The 12,922-nt window shown below is 65.0% G+C and carries 13 protein-coding genes; 11 read left to right on the top strand and 2 right to left on the bottom strand.

The window, feature by feature from the left end; translation table 11 throughout:
* The first annotated feature begins 189 nt into the window (after nt 1-189).
* The 6 genes from CVS48_RS26410 to CVS48_RS26385 all read left to right on the top strand — a co-directional run bounded on the left by CVS48_RS26410 (nt 190) and on the right by CVS48_RS26385 (nt 6,293).
* The gene (locus CVS48_RS26410; protein ID WP_100857040.1) at nt 190-999 is read left to right on the top strand and encodes an energy transducer TonB; all 810 of its coding nucleotides are present in this window, start codon (nt 190-192) and stop codon (nt 997-999) included.
* 1 nt (nt 1,000) lies between these two features.
* Entirely contained in the window at nt 1,001-1,948 is a 948-nt protein-coding gene (locus tag CVS48_RS26405) for a MotA/TolQ/ExbB proton channel family protein (protein WP_100857039.1), read from the top strand.
* The gene (locus tag CVS48_RS26400; RefSeq protein ID WP_100857038.1) at nt 1,948-2,451 is read left to right on the top strand and encodes an ExbD/TolR family protein; all 504 of its coding nucleotides are present in this window, start codon (nt 1,948-1,950) and stop codon (nt 2,449-2,451) included. The genes CVS48_RS26405 and CVS48_RS26400 overlap by 1 nt, the downstream gene beginning before the upstream one ends.
* Nucleotides 2,452-2,514: 63 nt before the next feature.
* Nucleotides 2,515-3,186, top strand: a complete 672-nt coding sequence (locus CVS48_RS26395) for a response regulator transcription factor (protein WP_006218435.1) — start codon at nt 2,515-2,517, stop codon at nt 3,184-3,186.
* A gap of 66 nt (nt 3,187-3,252) precedes the next feature.
* Complete coding sequence (locus tag CVS48_RS26390) at nt 3,253-4,368, top strand: sensor histidine kinase (protein WP_242001146.1); 1,116 nt, start codon at nt 3,253-3,255, stop codon at nt 4,366-4,368.
* Nucleotides 4,365-6,293 carry a potassium transporter Kup gene (locus tag CVS48_RS26385; protein ID WP_100857036.1) on the top strand — a complete coding sequence of 643 codons (1,929 nt, stop codon included), beginning with the start codon at nt 4,365-4,367 and terminating at the stop codon, nt 6,291-6,293. The genes CVS48_RS26390 and CVS48_RS26385 overlap by 4 nt, the downstream gene beginning before the upstream one ends.
* A 103-nt stretch (nt 6,294-6,396) precedes the next feature.
* On the opposite strand, the gene argG is transcribed toward CVS48_RS26385, so the two are convergent.
* Together argG and CVS48_RS26375 are read right to left on the bottom strand one after the other, a co-directional pair.
* Nucleotides 6,397-7,737, bottom strand: coding sequence for an argininosuccinate synthase (gene argG / locus CVS48_RS26380; RefSeq protein ID WP_100857035.1), 1,341 nt, complete (start codon nt 7,735-7,737; stop codon nt 6,397-6,399).
* 152 nt (nt 7,738-7,889) lie between these two features.
* Nucleotides 7,890-8,798: a LysR family transcriptional regulator gene (locus CVS48_RS26375; protein WP_100857034.1), complete on the bottom strand. Its 909-nt coding sequence runs from the start codon at nt 8,796-8,798 to the stop codon at nt 7,890-7,892.
* A 96-nt stretch (nt 8,799-8,894) separates the two neighbouring features.
* On the opposite strand from CVS48_RS26375, the gene CVS48_RS26370 reads away from it, so the two are divergent.
* The 5 genes from CVS48_RS26370 to CVS48_RS26350 all read left to right on the top strand — a co-directional run bounded on the left by CVS48_RS26370 (nt 8,895) and on the right by CVS48_RS26350 (nt 12,837).
* Nucleotides 8,895-9,761, top strand: a complete 867-nt coding sequence (locus CVS48_RS26370; protein ID WP_172616220.1) for an amidohydrolase family protein — start codon at nt 8,895-8,897, stop codon at nt 9,759-9,761.
* Nucleotides 9,762-9,847: 86 nt separating this feature from the next.
* Nucleotides 9,848-10,801 carry a Bug family tripartite tricarboxylate transporter substrate binding protein gene (locus CVS48_RS26365; protein ID WP_100857033.1) on the top strand — a complete coding sequence of 318 codons (954 nt, stop codon included), beginning with the start codon at nt 9,848-9,850 and terminating at the stop codon, nt 10,799-10,801.
* A gap of 2 nt (nt 10,802-10,803) precedes the next feature.
* Complete coding sequence (locus CVS48_RS26360) at nt 10,804-11,334, top strand: carboxymuconolactone decarboxylase family protein (RefSeq protein WP_100857032.1); 531 nt, start codon at nt 10,804-10,806, stop codon at nt 11,332-11,334.
* Nucleotides 11,335-11,373: 39 nt separating this feature from the next.
* On the top strand, nt 11,374-11,937 hold the full coding sequence (locus CVS48_RS26355; protein WP_100857869.1) for a DUF4286 family protein: 564 nt from the start codon (nt 11,374-11,376) through the stop codon (nt 11,935-11,937).
* Between the two features lie 48 nt (nt 11,938-11,985).
* On the top strand, nt 11,986-12,837 hold the full coding sequence (locus CVS48_RS26350; RefSeq protein ID WP_100857031.1) for an alpha/beta fold hydrolase: 852 nt from the start codon (nt 11,986-11,988) through the stop codon (nt 12,835-12,837).
* The last annotated feature ends 85 nt before the right edge of the window (nt 12,838-12,922 follow it).

Below are 12,922 nucleotides of genomic sequence, written 5' to 3'. Positions count from 1 at the left end.
TGTACACGTTTTGAGCTTTCTGGTTTGACCCGGTAGGGCAGTGTTACGCTATTCCAGACGAAATAGGACGTGCGAATCATTCGCATTTAAGATATTATGATCGGCTTGTACCGGCTGGCAGATGCCGCTTTTTTTTGGGCGGCGTCTTCGTCTAGCTGGCCGGATAAGTCAATGCACCCTGGCTGATTCATGCCTAGTTTTCAACGCGGTTCGAATTCTTCTTCGCCGTCTTCATTTGGTATACGCGCTGGCGCCGGACTGGCGGTTGTCGCACTTCACGCGGCTGTAATCGGAGCCATTTTCATGGCGCCCACGACTCGTCCTGAGCTTGAGGAACCCGAGGCCGTCATGGTCAGCTTGGTCGATGCGCCCATTCCGCAGGTCGCCAAGGCTGAACCCACGCCCGAACCGCCGCAGCCGGTGGTTGAGCCTCCGCCCGAGCCGCAGCCCGAAATCGAGCCGGAACCCGAGCCCGAACCCGAGCCTGAATTGAAGCCCGAACCGGAACCCGAGCCCGAGCCGGTGGTTGAAAAGCCGCCGATGCCGGCGCCGAAGCCCAAACCCAAACCAAAGCCCAAACCCAAGCCGCAACCCAAGCAGGAAGTCAAACCCGAGCCCAAGCCGGAGACGCCGCCGCCACAGACACCGCCCACGGGCGCGGTCGATGGCGCCCAGGCTTCGGCAAGCCCGCAGCAGGGTCCGCCGCCCGATCAGCCCGTGCTGGTGTCGAGCATCGAATTCCAGGGCGCGCGGCCCATGCCTACCTACCCGATGGCATCGCGCCGCATGCGGGAAGAGGGGCGGGTGCTGGTGCTGGTGGAGATCAATACGCAGGGCCTGGTGGAACGCGCAACGATCGACACGTCATCGGGCTTTTCGAGGCTGGATGAATCCGCGCTGACCGCGGCTCGCAAGGCCAAGTTCAAGCCCTATACCCGTAACGGCGTGGCCTATCCCGCCAAAGCCAAAATTCCGTTCGATTTCGTAATGAGGAACTGAGATGTCCAACGCACTGCATGGCGCCACCCTGGTGGCGCAGGCGACGACCAGCCCGGCCGCACCGGCTGCCGCCGCCGCTGCGCCCGCAGCCCAACAAGCCGCCACGGCCGGCGCCGGCGTCGTTCAGCAATCGGCTGATGCGCTGCAAAGCGCCGCCGCCACGCTGCCGTCGCTGCCCGCGCCCGCCCCGGTCGCCACCCCCGACATGGGCTTCCTGCACTTTGTCGCCCAGAGCGACTTCGTGGGCAAGAGCCTGTTCGTCATCCTGATCCTGATGTCGCTGGTGACTTGGTACCTGATCCTGGTCAAGGCCGCCAGCAATGTCAGCATGCGCAAGCGTTCGGCGGACTTCCTGAACAAGTTCTGGAACGCCAGCTCGCTTGAACAGGTCGAGCACGAAATCAGCACGCACGGCGCGCGCGATCCGTTCTCGCACCTGGCCAGCCACGCGATGCACGCGCAGGCGCACCATAACAAGTTCGGCGCCACCAAGCTGGAAGAGTCGGGCAGCAACTCCGATTTCGTGACGCGCACCATGCGCAAGGTGATCGACGAAGAAACCGCCAAGCTGGAGAACGGCCTGACGGTGCTGGCCTCGGTGGGTTCCACCGCGCCGTTCGTCGGCCTGTTCGGCACGGTGTGGGGCGTGTATCACGCTCTGGTCGGTATCGGCCTGTCCGACGGCGTGACCATCAACCGCATCGCCGGTCCGGTGGGCGAAGCCCTGATCATGACGGGCCTGGGTCTGGCCGTGGCCATTCCCGCGGTGCTGGCGTACAACACCTTCGTGCGCAACAACCGCGTGTTCCTGTCGCGCCTGGACGCCTTTGCCCATGACCTGTTCGCGTTCCTGACCACCGGCCAGCAAGTGATGCTGTCCGACGGCAAGGTGCGCGCCCTGCGCCGCCAGAACGGTAACGGCGCCGCGGTTCAACGCGGGAGCGAATAATGGCCTTTGGCAGCTTCGAGGGAAAAGGGTCCGGAAGCCATACGGTTTCCGAGATCAACATGGTGCCCCTGATTGACGTCATGCTGGTGCTGCTGGTGATCTTCATCATCACGGCCCCGCTGCTGGCGCATTCGATCAAGATCAACATGCCCCAGGTGGCCGCCGAGCAGATCGAGGAAGAACCCAAGACGGTCGACCTGGCCATTGATGCCAGCGGCGCGCTGTTCTGGGACGAAAAGCCGGTCAATATTGACGACCTGCCCAATCGCTTCAAGTCGATCGCCGGCACCAAGCCGCAACCCGAGATCCGCATTCGCGCCGATCAGAACACGCGCTACGAAACGCTGGCCAAGGTGATGGCCGCGGCGCGCCGTTCGGGCATGTCGCGCATCGGGTTCATCACGACGCCGCCTTCCAGCGGCACCGCGACTGGCGAAGCGCCGGCTGGGGCAACCCCGGGCAGCGCCACCCCGGCTCCCGCTGGGGCGCCGTCCGGCGGGTGAACGAATCCAGGGAAGGGGCGCATTTCGCGCCCCTTTTTTTTCGGATCGCGCTAGAATCGCGGCATGCGAGTTCTGGTAATCGAAGACGACACCACCCTGGGCCATGCGCTCCAGGAATTCCTGGCCGACCAGGGTTATGCGGTCGACTGGCTGACTGAAGGCGACCGAGTGCTGGGCGCCTTGGCTGGTCAGCCTTACGACCTCATGCTGCTCGACCTAAATTTGCCCGGCATGAGCGGGCTTGATGTGCTGCGGCAGTTGCGCCAGGACGGCAATCAAGTCCCCGTCCTTATCCTCACCGCGCGCGACGGCATCGAAGACCGCGTCGCGGGCCTGGACGCCGGCGCCGACGATTACGTCACCAAACCCTTTGAACTGCCCGAGCTGGCGGCGCGCGTGCGTGCCTTTGGCCGGCGGCGCGCGGGCCAGGCGCAACCCCTGATCGAAGTCGGCCCGCTGGTGTTCGACACGGTCGGCCGCGAAGTACGCGCCAATGGCCAACGCCTGTCCTTGTCGGTGCGCGAGCTCTCCGTGCTGGAAATGCTGATGGCCCGCGTGGGCCGTGTCGTCACCAAGCGCCAGATAGTGAACTCCCTGTCCGCCTGGGATGCCGATTTCAGCGAAAACGCGGTCGAAGTCTACGTCTACCGCCTGCGCAAACGCCTGGAAGGCACCGGCGCCAGCATCCAGACGGTGCGCGGCTTCGGCTACATGCTGGATGTGGAAACGGCCTGACGGGCCTGGCGCCGCCGGCAGGTTCCGGCTGCGCCCTTCCATCCGCCCAAGCGAGGGTATCGCGTCATGACGCACGAACGCACTCCTTCTGCTCCCACGCCCACTCGCCCCTTGCTCCCTTCCCGCTCGCTTGCCCGGCATCTTGTCATTCGCTTGATGCCCCCGATTCTGCTGCTTGTCCTGCTGGACCTGGCGGCCACATGGGTGATCACGCACAAGATCGACATGTCGCTCTGGATGCTCGAGGATTTCTTCTGGCTGATGGTGGTGGGGCAGATTGCGCTGATTGCGTTGTTTACCTGGGTGGTGGTGCAGGGCGTGCGTTCCGGGCTGCGCTCGGTGAACCTCTTGTCCGAGGAAATCCGGCAGCGCTCCATTGACGACATGCAGCCTTTGGAAGTGGCCGGCGTGCCGGTCGAGATCGAGCCCCTGGTCACGCACACCAACGACATGCTGCTGCGGCTGGATGCCTCGCTGGCGGCGCAGCGCCGCTTTATCGGCCATGCCGCGCACCAACTGCGCACCCCCTTGTCCGGCCTGAGGCTGGAATCCGAACTGATGCTGGCGCGCCCCTTGCCCGACGATGTTCGGGCGCGTGCCGAGCGCATCAAGGCCGTGAGCGACCGGATGATCCGCCTGGGCCAGCAATTGCTGGTGCTGGCGCGCGCCGACCCCAATGCCCGTCCGCAAGACAGCTTTGTGCGCATCGACCTGTGCGAATGGGTGCGGGTGCATGGCGCCGAGTGGTTTCCGCGCGTGCGCGAGGCGCGCTACGAACTGGACCTGGTGGCGCCGGACGCTCCGATCTGGATCGATGCCGATCCCTTGCTGCTGGCCGAACTGCTCAGCAACCTGATCGACAACGCCTTGCGCTATGGCAACGAAACCGGCCGCATCACGCTGATCGTGGGCGCCAACCCGCCGTCGCTGACGGTCGAGGATGACGGGCCCGGCATTCCGCCCGAAGAACGCGACCGCGTGTTTGAAGCTTTTTACCGTTCGCCCACCGCCACGGCCGGCGGCTCGGGCCTGGGGTTGGCCATCGTGCGCGAGATCGCGCACGCCCATGGCGCCTGGTGGAAACTGACCAGCCGCCCCGACTTCTCTGGAACACGGCTGTCCGTCGTGTTCCCCGGCCCCCGCAAAGGGGCTCAACTTACTCGTCAAGAACTCCGATCATGAGCCAAGCCCCGGCTGGTGTCCCTTCCCCGACTGGCGCCCATGCGGGCGGCGTGCATGCGCCGTCGTCGCGCGCGGCGCTGATCCTGGGGGCCTTGGGCGTTGTGTATGGCGACATCGGCACCAGTCCGCTGTATACGCTGCGGGCCTGCCTGACCGGCCTGAGCGTGCACACCGATCTGGAGCCCGCGCATTTGCTGGGCGTGCTGTCCATCCTGTTCTGGATGCTGATGCTGGTGGTGTCCCTGAAGTACGTCACGCTGGTGCTGCGCGCCGACAACCGCGGTGAAGGCGGCACGCTGGCGCTGCTGGAATTGGCGGTGCGGTCGCGCGAAGGCAAATTGCGCTGGGTGCTGATCGTGCTGGGGATATTCGGCGCGGCGCTGTTCTATGGCGACAGCATGATTACGCCCGCCATTTCGGTGTTGTCCGCGCTGGAAGGCATCGGCATCGTGTCGCACACCCTGGATCGCTGGGTGGTGCCGATAGCGCTGGTGGTGCTGGTGGCCTTGTTCGCGATTCAATCGCATGGCACGGGCTTGATGGGCAAGCTGTTCGGCCCGGTGATGCTGGTGTGGTTCGGCACGCTGGCCGCCTTGGGCGGCTGGCAAATCTGGCAGACCCCGGAAGTGCTGGCGGCCTTGAACCCCATGTGGGGCCTGCGCTTTGTCGTCGAATTTCCGCTGATCAGTTTCGTGCTGCTGGGCGCCGTCGTGCTGGCGCTGACGGGCGCCGAGGCCTTGTACGCCGACATGGGCCACTTCGGCCGGCCCGCCATTCGCGGCGCCTGGTTCAGCATGGTGTTGCCGGCCTTGACGCTGTGTTATTTCGGCCAGGGCGCGCTGTTGCTGCGCAACCCGGAAGCCATCCGCAACCCGTTCTTCCTGATGGCGCCGGACTGGGGTCTCGTGCCCTTGGTGGCGCTGGCCACCATCGCCACCATCGTGGCGTCGCAAGCCGTGATTTCCGGCGCGTACTCCGTCACGCGCCAGGCGGTCCAACTGGGCTTTTGGCCGCGCATGCAGATCCTGCATACGTCCGCCGTGGAAAAGGGCCAGATCTATCTGCCGCAGGTCAACGCGCTGCTGCTGTGCGCGGTGCTGGTGCTGGTGCTGCTGTTCCGCAATTCCGATAATCTGGCCGCGGCCTATGGGTTTGCGGTAACGGGCACGATGCTGACCACGTCGGTGCTGGCTTTCGCCGTGCTGCCGCGCGGTACGACGGGCATCAAGCGCATGGCGTGGTTCGCTGTCCTGGGCTTCTTGCTGCTGTTTGACGTGCTGCTGTTTTCGGCCAACGTGTTCAAGATTCACGAAGGCGGCTGGTTGCCGCTGCTGGTGGCCATTGTGGTGTTCACGCTGATGATGACGTGGCGTCGCGGACGCCGCCTGCTGTCGGACATGCAGCAACGTGACCGGCAGCCGCTGAAGGAATTCATGGAGCAACTGGAGCAATACCCGCCATCGCGCGTGCCGGGCACCGCGATCTTCATGACGATGAATTCGGGCAACGTGCCGCCGGCGCTGCTGCATAACCTGAAGCACAACAAGGTGCTGCACGACCACGTGCTGTTCCTGACAATCCTGGTGGCCGACGTGCCGTACATCTCGCCCGAAGAGCGTTTCGTGGTGAACAAGCTTTCGTCGTCGAGCTGGACGGCAACAGTGAATTACGGCTTCAAGGAAGATCCGGATGTGCCGGAGGCGTTGCGCCTGGTGGCCGAAGCGTATCCCGAGCTGGATCTGGAGCCGATGCGCACCTCGTATTTCCTGTCGCGCCAAACGGTGGTGGCCGCACGCAAGCCCGCGCTGTTGCGATGGAGGCGCGCCGTGTTTTCCTTCATGGCGCGGAACTCGACGCGCAGCACGAAGTTCTTCAAGATTCCCGCCAACCGCGTGGTGGAAATGGGCATGCAGGTAGAGCTGTAGCGGCCCGATCAGTTCATGGCGCGTCGGCTTCCATGGCGGTGCCGGCGCAATAAAAAACCCCTCGATGAGAATCATCGAGGGGTTTTTCGTTGGCGCTGAAGAATTACTTCTTCTTGGCCACGTCTTTCAGTTGCGGCAGCGACGTGCCACTGGACGCCAGCAAACCGGTCTTCACGTAGGTGAAGAGCTTTTCGCGGGTGTCGACGATGTCGAGGTTGCGCATGGTCAGTTGGCCGATGCGGTCGGCCGGCGTGAACGGGGCGTTTTCAACCTTTTCCATCGACAGGCGTTCCGGCGCGTACGTCAGGTTGGCCGATTCGGTGTTCAGCAGCGAATAGTCATTGCCGCGACGCAGTTCGATGGTGACTTCGCCGGTGATGGCGCGGGCAACCCAGCGCTGGGCCGTTTCGCGCAGCATGATGGCTTGCGGGTCGAACCAGCGGCCTTGGTACAGCAGGCGGCCCAGCTTGCGGCCGTTTTCGCGGTACTGCTCGATAGTGTCTTCGTTGTGGATGCCGGTGACCAGGCGTTCGTAGGCGATGAACAGCAGCGCCAGGCCCGGTGCCTCGTAGATGCCGCGGCTCTTGGCCTCGATGATGCGGTTTTCGATCTGGTCGCTCATGCCCAGGCCGTGACGGCCGCCGATGCGGTTGGCTTCCAGCAGCAGTTCGACCGGGTCGCTGTATTCCACGCCGTTCAGGGCGACCGGTTGGCCTTCCTCGAAGCGCACCGTGACTTCTTCGGCCTTCACGGCCACGTCATCGCGCCAGAACGCCACGCCCATGATGGGCTTGACGATGCGGATGCCGGAATTCAGTTGTTCCAGGTCCTTGGCTTCGTGGGTGGCGCCCAGCAGGTTGGAGTCGGTCGAGTAGGCTTTTTCGGCCGACATCTTGTAGTCGAAGCCGGCTTGGCGCATGTATTCGGACATTTCCGAACGGCCGCCCAGTTCGTCGATGAAGCGCTGGTCGAGCCAGGGCTTGTAGATCTTCAGGTCCGGGTTGGTCAACAGGCCGTAGCGGTAGAAGCGCTCGATGTCGTTGCCCTTGAACGTGCTGCCGTCGCCCCAGATGTTGACGTCGTCTTCCTTCATGGCGGCCACCAGCATCGTGCCGGTGACGGCGCGGCCGATGGGCGTCGTGTTGAAGTAGGTGATGCCGGCGGTCGAGATATGGAACGCGCCCGCTTGCAGGGCGGCAATGCCTTCGGCCACCAACTGCGCGCGGCAGTCGATCAGGCGGGCATTTTCAGCGCCGTAGGCCAAGGCCTTGCGGGGGATTTCGTCGTAGTCGGATTCGTCAGGCTGACCCAGGTTGGCCGTGTAGGCGTAGGGGATGGCGCCGTTGTTGCGCATCCACAGCAGGGCCGCGCTGGTGTCGAGACCGCCGGAAAAGGCGATGCCGACCTTCTGGCCGGTAGGAAGGTTCGGGAGGATAGTGGTCATTGTTTGAGGTGAGACGCCAACAGGACTTTGACAAAAGGCTTTGACAGCAGCAAGCCGCCAAACAAGAAAGGGTGCGGGCATTTTAACTCTTTTGCCTGGGGCGACCAGATCCGCACCGGTATTCCCCATTCCGTGGCGCCCCACGCGAGCGCTCAGGCCCCCGGCGCGAACAGCTTGGATAAATCCAGTTGCCGGATCAGTTGCCCGGTGGCCGTCGCCAGGCGGGTGGCGGGCCGGTGGCGGGCGCTGGCCAGGACTAGATTGTTGGTGATGGTGGGTGAGCCGATATCGCAAAGCGACAAGGCATGTTCGGCGGCCGGGCCGCGCGCGGCCGAGCGCGGAAGAATGGCGTAAGCGTCGCCTTGCGCGGCCAGTTCCACGATGGTCTGCACGGCGTCCACCTCGGCAGCCACCTTCAGGCGCACGCCCTGCGCGCGGCACACGCTTTCGACCAGGGTGCGGATGGCGTTGGGCAGGCTGGGCAGCACCAGCGGATAGTCGCCCAACTGCGCCACGGCAACGCGGGCCGGCAGCGGCGGCTGGTGGCCGGCGGCGGCGGCCAGCACCAGGTCTTCGCGGAACAGCGATTCGTAGGCAAGCTGGGGCGAGGGCGCGGGGTCATACAGCAGCGCCAGATCAACCCGCCCGGCCAGCAGCCATTCGCGCACCTGGGCGCTAAGGCCTTCGGCGACCGCGATGGAGGCCTCTGGGAAGCCGCGGCGAAACGCCTGCACGAGCGGCGGCGTCAGCACGCGGGCGATACGCGGGGGCAAGCCCACCACGACTTTGCCAGTGGGCGTGGCGCGCAGCGTTTGCAGATCTTCCTTGGCGCGCTCGGCCAGGGTCAGCAGGGCGCGCGCATGCTCCAGGAAGCGCAAGCCGGCTTCGGTGGGTTCGGCCCCGCGGCCGTTGCGGTAGAGCAGGTGCTGGCCAAGCTCCAGCTCCAGCAGGCGCACCTGGCGGCTCAAGGTGGGCTGGGCGACGTCCAGCATTTCGGCGGCGCGCGAGAAACTGCGCCGTTCCGCCACCCTGACGAAGTATTCGATCTGCTTCAGATCCATGGGATATTTAAATTATCTATATCTGAAATCAAAGATATAGCATTGTTCAGCGCGCAGCAATCCGCGACGATGGCGTTTTCCCAGTAGGAAACCACTGTGCCCGATTGCCGTCCTCCGCTTGCGTCTCCGTCCCGTCCTTGCCACACGCTGCCGCCGGGCGCTTGCGACACGCATTGCCACGTGTTCGGGCCAGGCGATGTGTTCCCGTATGCCGAGGGCCGGTCGTACACGCCGCCCGATGCGCCGTACTCCGCCATGGCCGCGCTGCACGCGCACCTGGGCGTTGAGCGCGCGGTGGTGGTGCAGGCCAACTGCCACGGCTCGGACCACAGCGCCTTGCTGGACGCGCTGGCGCAAAGCGGCGGGCGCTATCGCGGCGTGGCCTTGCTGGGGGCGGATGCTACGGCGACCAGCGTCAAGCATCTGCATGATGGCGGCGTGCGCGCCGCGCGCTTCAACTTCGTGCCGCACTTGGGCGGCGCGCCGGAGCCCGCCGTGTTCGACCACGTGGTCGCCTTGATTGCGCCGCTGGGCTGGCACCTGTGCCTGCACGTGGATGGGGCGATGTTGCCCGAACTGTTGCCGCGCCTGCTGGCGCTGCCCGTGCCGTTTGTCGTGGACCACATGGGGCGCCTGAAGGCTGCCGACGGGCTGGAGTCGCCCGCAATGCGGGCCTTGCTGAGCCTGGCTGATGTACCCCAGGCCTGGGTCAAGGTGTCGGGCATTGACCGTATCGCGTCGGGCAAGCGCCCGTTCGCCGAAGGCATCCCGTTTGTGCGCGCGCTGACCCTGGCCATGCCGGACCGCAGCCTGTGGGGCACCGACTGGCCGCATCCCAACGTGGCGGGCGACATGCCCGATGACGGCGAACTGGTGGACACGTTCTTTGAAGCGTGCCCGGATGCCGGATTGCGCCAGCGGGTGCTGGTGGACAACCCCGCAAGACTGTACGGATTCGCGTAGACGGCAGGCGGCTGCGCATCAGCGCGATCGCTTGGCGAGCAGTAAAAATTTCGAGCCATAAAAATTCGACTCAACGAGGAGACACCATGTTCAAGAAAGTACTTTCGGCCGCCGTGCTGAGTTTCGCCGCCTTTGGCGCGGCGCATGCCGACGGCCCCGTCCGCCTGATCATCGCGTTCCCGCCCGGCGGGCCGGTGGACCTGGTGGGCCGCGTGCTGGCCGAGCAACTGGGCAAAGAGCTCAAGCAGCAGGTCATCGTCGAAAACAAGGCGGGCGCCAATGGCAATATTGCCGCGGCCTATGTGGCCAAGGCGCCGGGCGATGGTTCGGTGCTGTTCCTGACCAGCGTGGGCGCGGTGGCGATCAGCCCGGCGCTGTACAAAGACATGCCCTATGACCCCGCGCGCGATTTCGCCCCGGTCTCGCGGGTGGTGAACAACGCCACGGTGTTCGTGGTGAACCCGTCCAACCCGGCGACGGACGCGGCGGACTTCGTCAAGCGCTCGCAGGCGGCGTCGCAGTCGGTGGCGATTGGCTCGTCGGGCATCGGCAGCATTCCGCACCTGACCTTGGAAATGTTCGAAGACGCCAGCAAGGCCAACGTGCTGCACGTGCCGTACAAGGGCGCGGCGCCCGTCATCAACGACGTGATGGGCAATCAGGTGGCCGGTTTCTTCGGCGACGTGCCGGGCCTGATCGGCCACATTCAGGGCGGCAAGCTGAAGCCGCTGGGTATTGCGGCGCCCACTCGTCATCCGCTGCTGCCGGACGTGAAGACACTGGCCGAACAAGGCATTGCCGGCGTGGAATCCAACAACTGGTATGGCATCGTGGCGCCCGCGTCCACGCCGGCCGCTACTGTCGACAAGCTGAATCAGGCCGTGCGCGCGGCGCTGGGCAATGAAGCGGTGCGCAGCAAGCTGGAAAAATTCGGTGCGCAAGCGGCGCCGAGCTCGCCGCAGGAACTGGCCGATCTGATCGCGTCCGATCGCGCCAAGTGGACCGCGCTGATCCAGCGCAAGAACATCCGTCCGGAGTAAGCATGAGCGCCAGCCGAGTGAAGCCCGTTGTACCGGGCACCCGCGCGGAACTGGCCACGCTGGAGGCGCGCATCAGCGCCGCGCGTGGTCGCATATCGCCGCTGTACCAGGTGCTGCTGAACAGCCCCGCCGTGGTGGAAGGCTGGGAAGCCATGCTGACCGCGATCCGCCAGAAGACGTCTTTGTCGCCGCGTCTGCGCGAACTGATCATCTTGCGCGTGGCCACCTTGAACAATGCGCCGTACGAGTTTGACGCGCATGTGCCGCATGCCTTGGCGGGCGGCATGCCGCAGGACGTGATCGACGCCTTGCGCGCCAACCCGGCGCCTGGCGACGTGCAGGGGCTGGCGCCCGGCGAGGCCGACGTGCTGGCGCTGACCGACGCCATGACGCGCGACATCGAGGTGCCTGACGCGGTGTTCGCACCGGTGCGCGCCCGCTACGATGACGCGCAATTGGTAGAGCTGGCGGCCACGGTGGGCGCGTACAACATGGTGTCGCGCTTTCTGGTGGCGTTGCGCGTCGGGCATTGAATGGAGAAGACTGTGCAGGAAATGCTGGAAGGGCAGGAAATGCAGCAAGGGATATTGCTGGTGTCGCTGGGTGAGCGCTTTGACGACACGCGTGCGGCCGACCTGGCGCAGCGTCTGACGACGGGGCTGGACGGTGTACGCGTCAATGTGTTCGCCGCGCTGGAAGAAGAAAACACCTACGTGTACCTGCGTGGCGCGGCAGCCGCGCTGCCGGAAATCCAGGCGCGGCTGGCCGAGCACTTTCCAGGCGCCCGGGCGCGTGTGTTGCATCAGACTTTGGACTTGGCCGGCGCCTCCGCCGGCCAGGATGCGCCGTGGCACTACATCGTTGAAACGGATGTGCTGCCCGAGGCCGAAGCGGACTTGAACGCCTGGTACGACCAGGAACATTTGCCCGGCCTGGCGTCGGTGCCGGGCACGGTACGCGCGATGCGCTACGAATGCCGTGATGAGTCGCCGCGTTACCTGGCCTGCTACGACCTGCACACCCGCGAAACCTTCGGCAGCCCGCCATGGCTGGCCGTGCGCGCAACCGACTGGAGCAGCCGCGTGCGGCCATCGTTTCGCAATACGCGCCGCACGATGTTCAAGAAAATCCTGTGAGGTTCAAGAAAATCCTGTAGTTGCCCGCCGCGGAGCCGGCAAGGAGACATGATGATGAAGCAATTGCTGACCGGCCTGACGATCACCTGCGCGTTCGCCACGGTGTCGCCGGCGCTGGCCGATGCGCCCAAGCGCGTGAATGTGCTGGTGGGTAACGGCGCCACCATCGAAGTGCTGGACCAAGGGCAGGGACCCGCGCTGGTGCTGTTGCCATCGCGCGGGCGCGGCGCGCAGGATTTCGACGAGATTGCCGAACGCTTCGTGCAGGCCGGCTATCGCGTGCTGCGTCCGCAGCCGCGTGGTATCGGCGGCAGCACGGGGCCGATGTCGGGCATCACGCTGCATGACCTGGCCGATGACCAGGCCGCGGTGATCCGTAACGTGGCGCGCCAGCCGGTGGTGATGGTGGGCCACGCTTTTGGTAATTGGGTGGCGCGTACCACGGGGGTGGATCACCCTGAACTGGTGCGCGGCGTGGTGATCGTGGCGGCCGCGGCCAAGCATTATCCCAAGGGCTTGAGCGAACACGTGGATCGCAGCGCGGATTTGTCGCTGCCGGATGCCGAGCGCTTGACGTCCATCCAGCATGCGTTTTTTGCGCCGGGTAATGATGCGCGTGTTTGGCTTGGGGGTTGGTATCCCCAGGTCAGTGATAGCCAGCGCATGGCGGGCAAGGCCACGCGTCAGTCTGATTGGTGGTCGGGTGGGGATAAGCCCTTGCTGGATTTGCAGGCTGAACTTGATCTGTTCAAGCCGCCTGCGACGCGTGATGAGATTCGCGATGAATTTGGTCGTCGCGTGTCGGTCGTGGTGATCGGGGGGGCTGGGCACGCGTTGGTGCCGGAGAAGCCGCAAGAGGTGGTGGACGCTATTGCGGGGTGGGAGCGTGGGTTGCGGTGAGTGGGCGGGTAGTTGCGCGGGGTGATGGGTTGCGCGCGATCGGGGGTGGTTTTATGGCATGCACCGGTGCGCGCTTCACCCATCC

It is taken from the genome of Achromobacter spanius, assembly GCF_002812705.1.
In the GTDB taxonomy this organism is placed as follows: Bacteria; Pseudomonadota; Gammaproteobacteria; order Burkholderiales; family Burkholderiaceae_B; genus Achromobacter; species Achromobacter spanius.
Note: the sequence above shows the minus strand (reverse complement) of the source record. Positions and strands in the feature narration are given on the sequence as shown.

Coding starts and splice junctions, on each gene's coding strand:
- CVS48_RS26385 (WP_100857036.1), top strand. CDS start 4,365: ATGAGCCAAGCCCCGGCTGGTGTCCCTTCCCCGACTGGCGCCCATGCG.
- CVS48_RS26405 (WP_100857039.1), top strand. CDS start 1,001: ATGTCCAACGCACTGCATGGCGCCACCCTGGTGGCGCAGGCGACGACC.
- CVS48_RS26395 (WP_006218435.1), top strand. CDS start 2,515: ATGCGAGTTCTGGTAATCGAAGACGACACCACCCTGGGCCATGCGCTC.
- CVS48_RS26375 (WP_100857034.1), bottom strand. CDS start 8,798: ATGGATCTGAAGCAGATCGAATACTTCGTCAGGGTGGCGGAACGGCGC.
- CVS48_RS26400 (WP_100857038.1), top strand. CDS start 1,948: ATGGCCTTTGGCAGCTTCGAGGGAAAAGGGTCCGGAAGCCATACGGTT.
- CVS48_RS26390 (WP_242001146.1), top strand. CDS start 3,253: ATGACGCACGAACGCACTCCTTCTGCTCCCACGCCCACTCGCCCCTTG.
- CVS48_RS26365 (WP_100857033.1), top strand. CDS start 9,848: ATGTTCAAGAAAGTACTTTCGGCCGCCGTGCTGAGTTTCGCCGCCTTT.
- CVS48_RS26360 (WP_100857032.1), top strand. CDS start 10,804: ATGAGCGCCAGCCGAGTGAAGCCCGTTGTACCGGGCACCCGCGCGGAA.
- argG (WP_100857035.1), bottom strand. CDS start 7,737: ATGACCACTATCCTCCCGAACCTTCCTACCGGCCAGAAGGTCGGCATC.
- CVS48_RS26410 (WP_100857040.1), top strand. CDS start 190: ATGCCTAGTTTTCAACGCGGTTCGAATTCTTCTTCGCCGTCTTCATTT.
- CVS48_RS26350 (WP_100857031.1), top strand. CDS start 11,986: ATGATGATGAAGCAATTGCTGACCGGCCTGACGATCACCTGCGCGTTC.
- CVS48_RS26355 (WP_100857869.1), top strand. CDS start 11,374: ATGCAGCAAGGGATATTGCTGGTGTCGCTGGGTGAGCGCTTTGACGAC.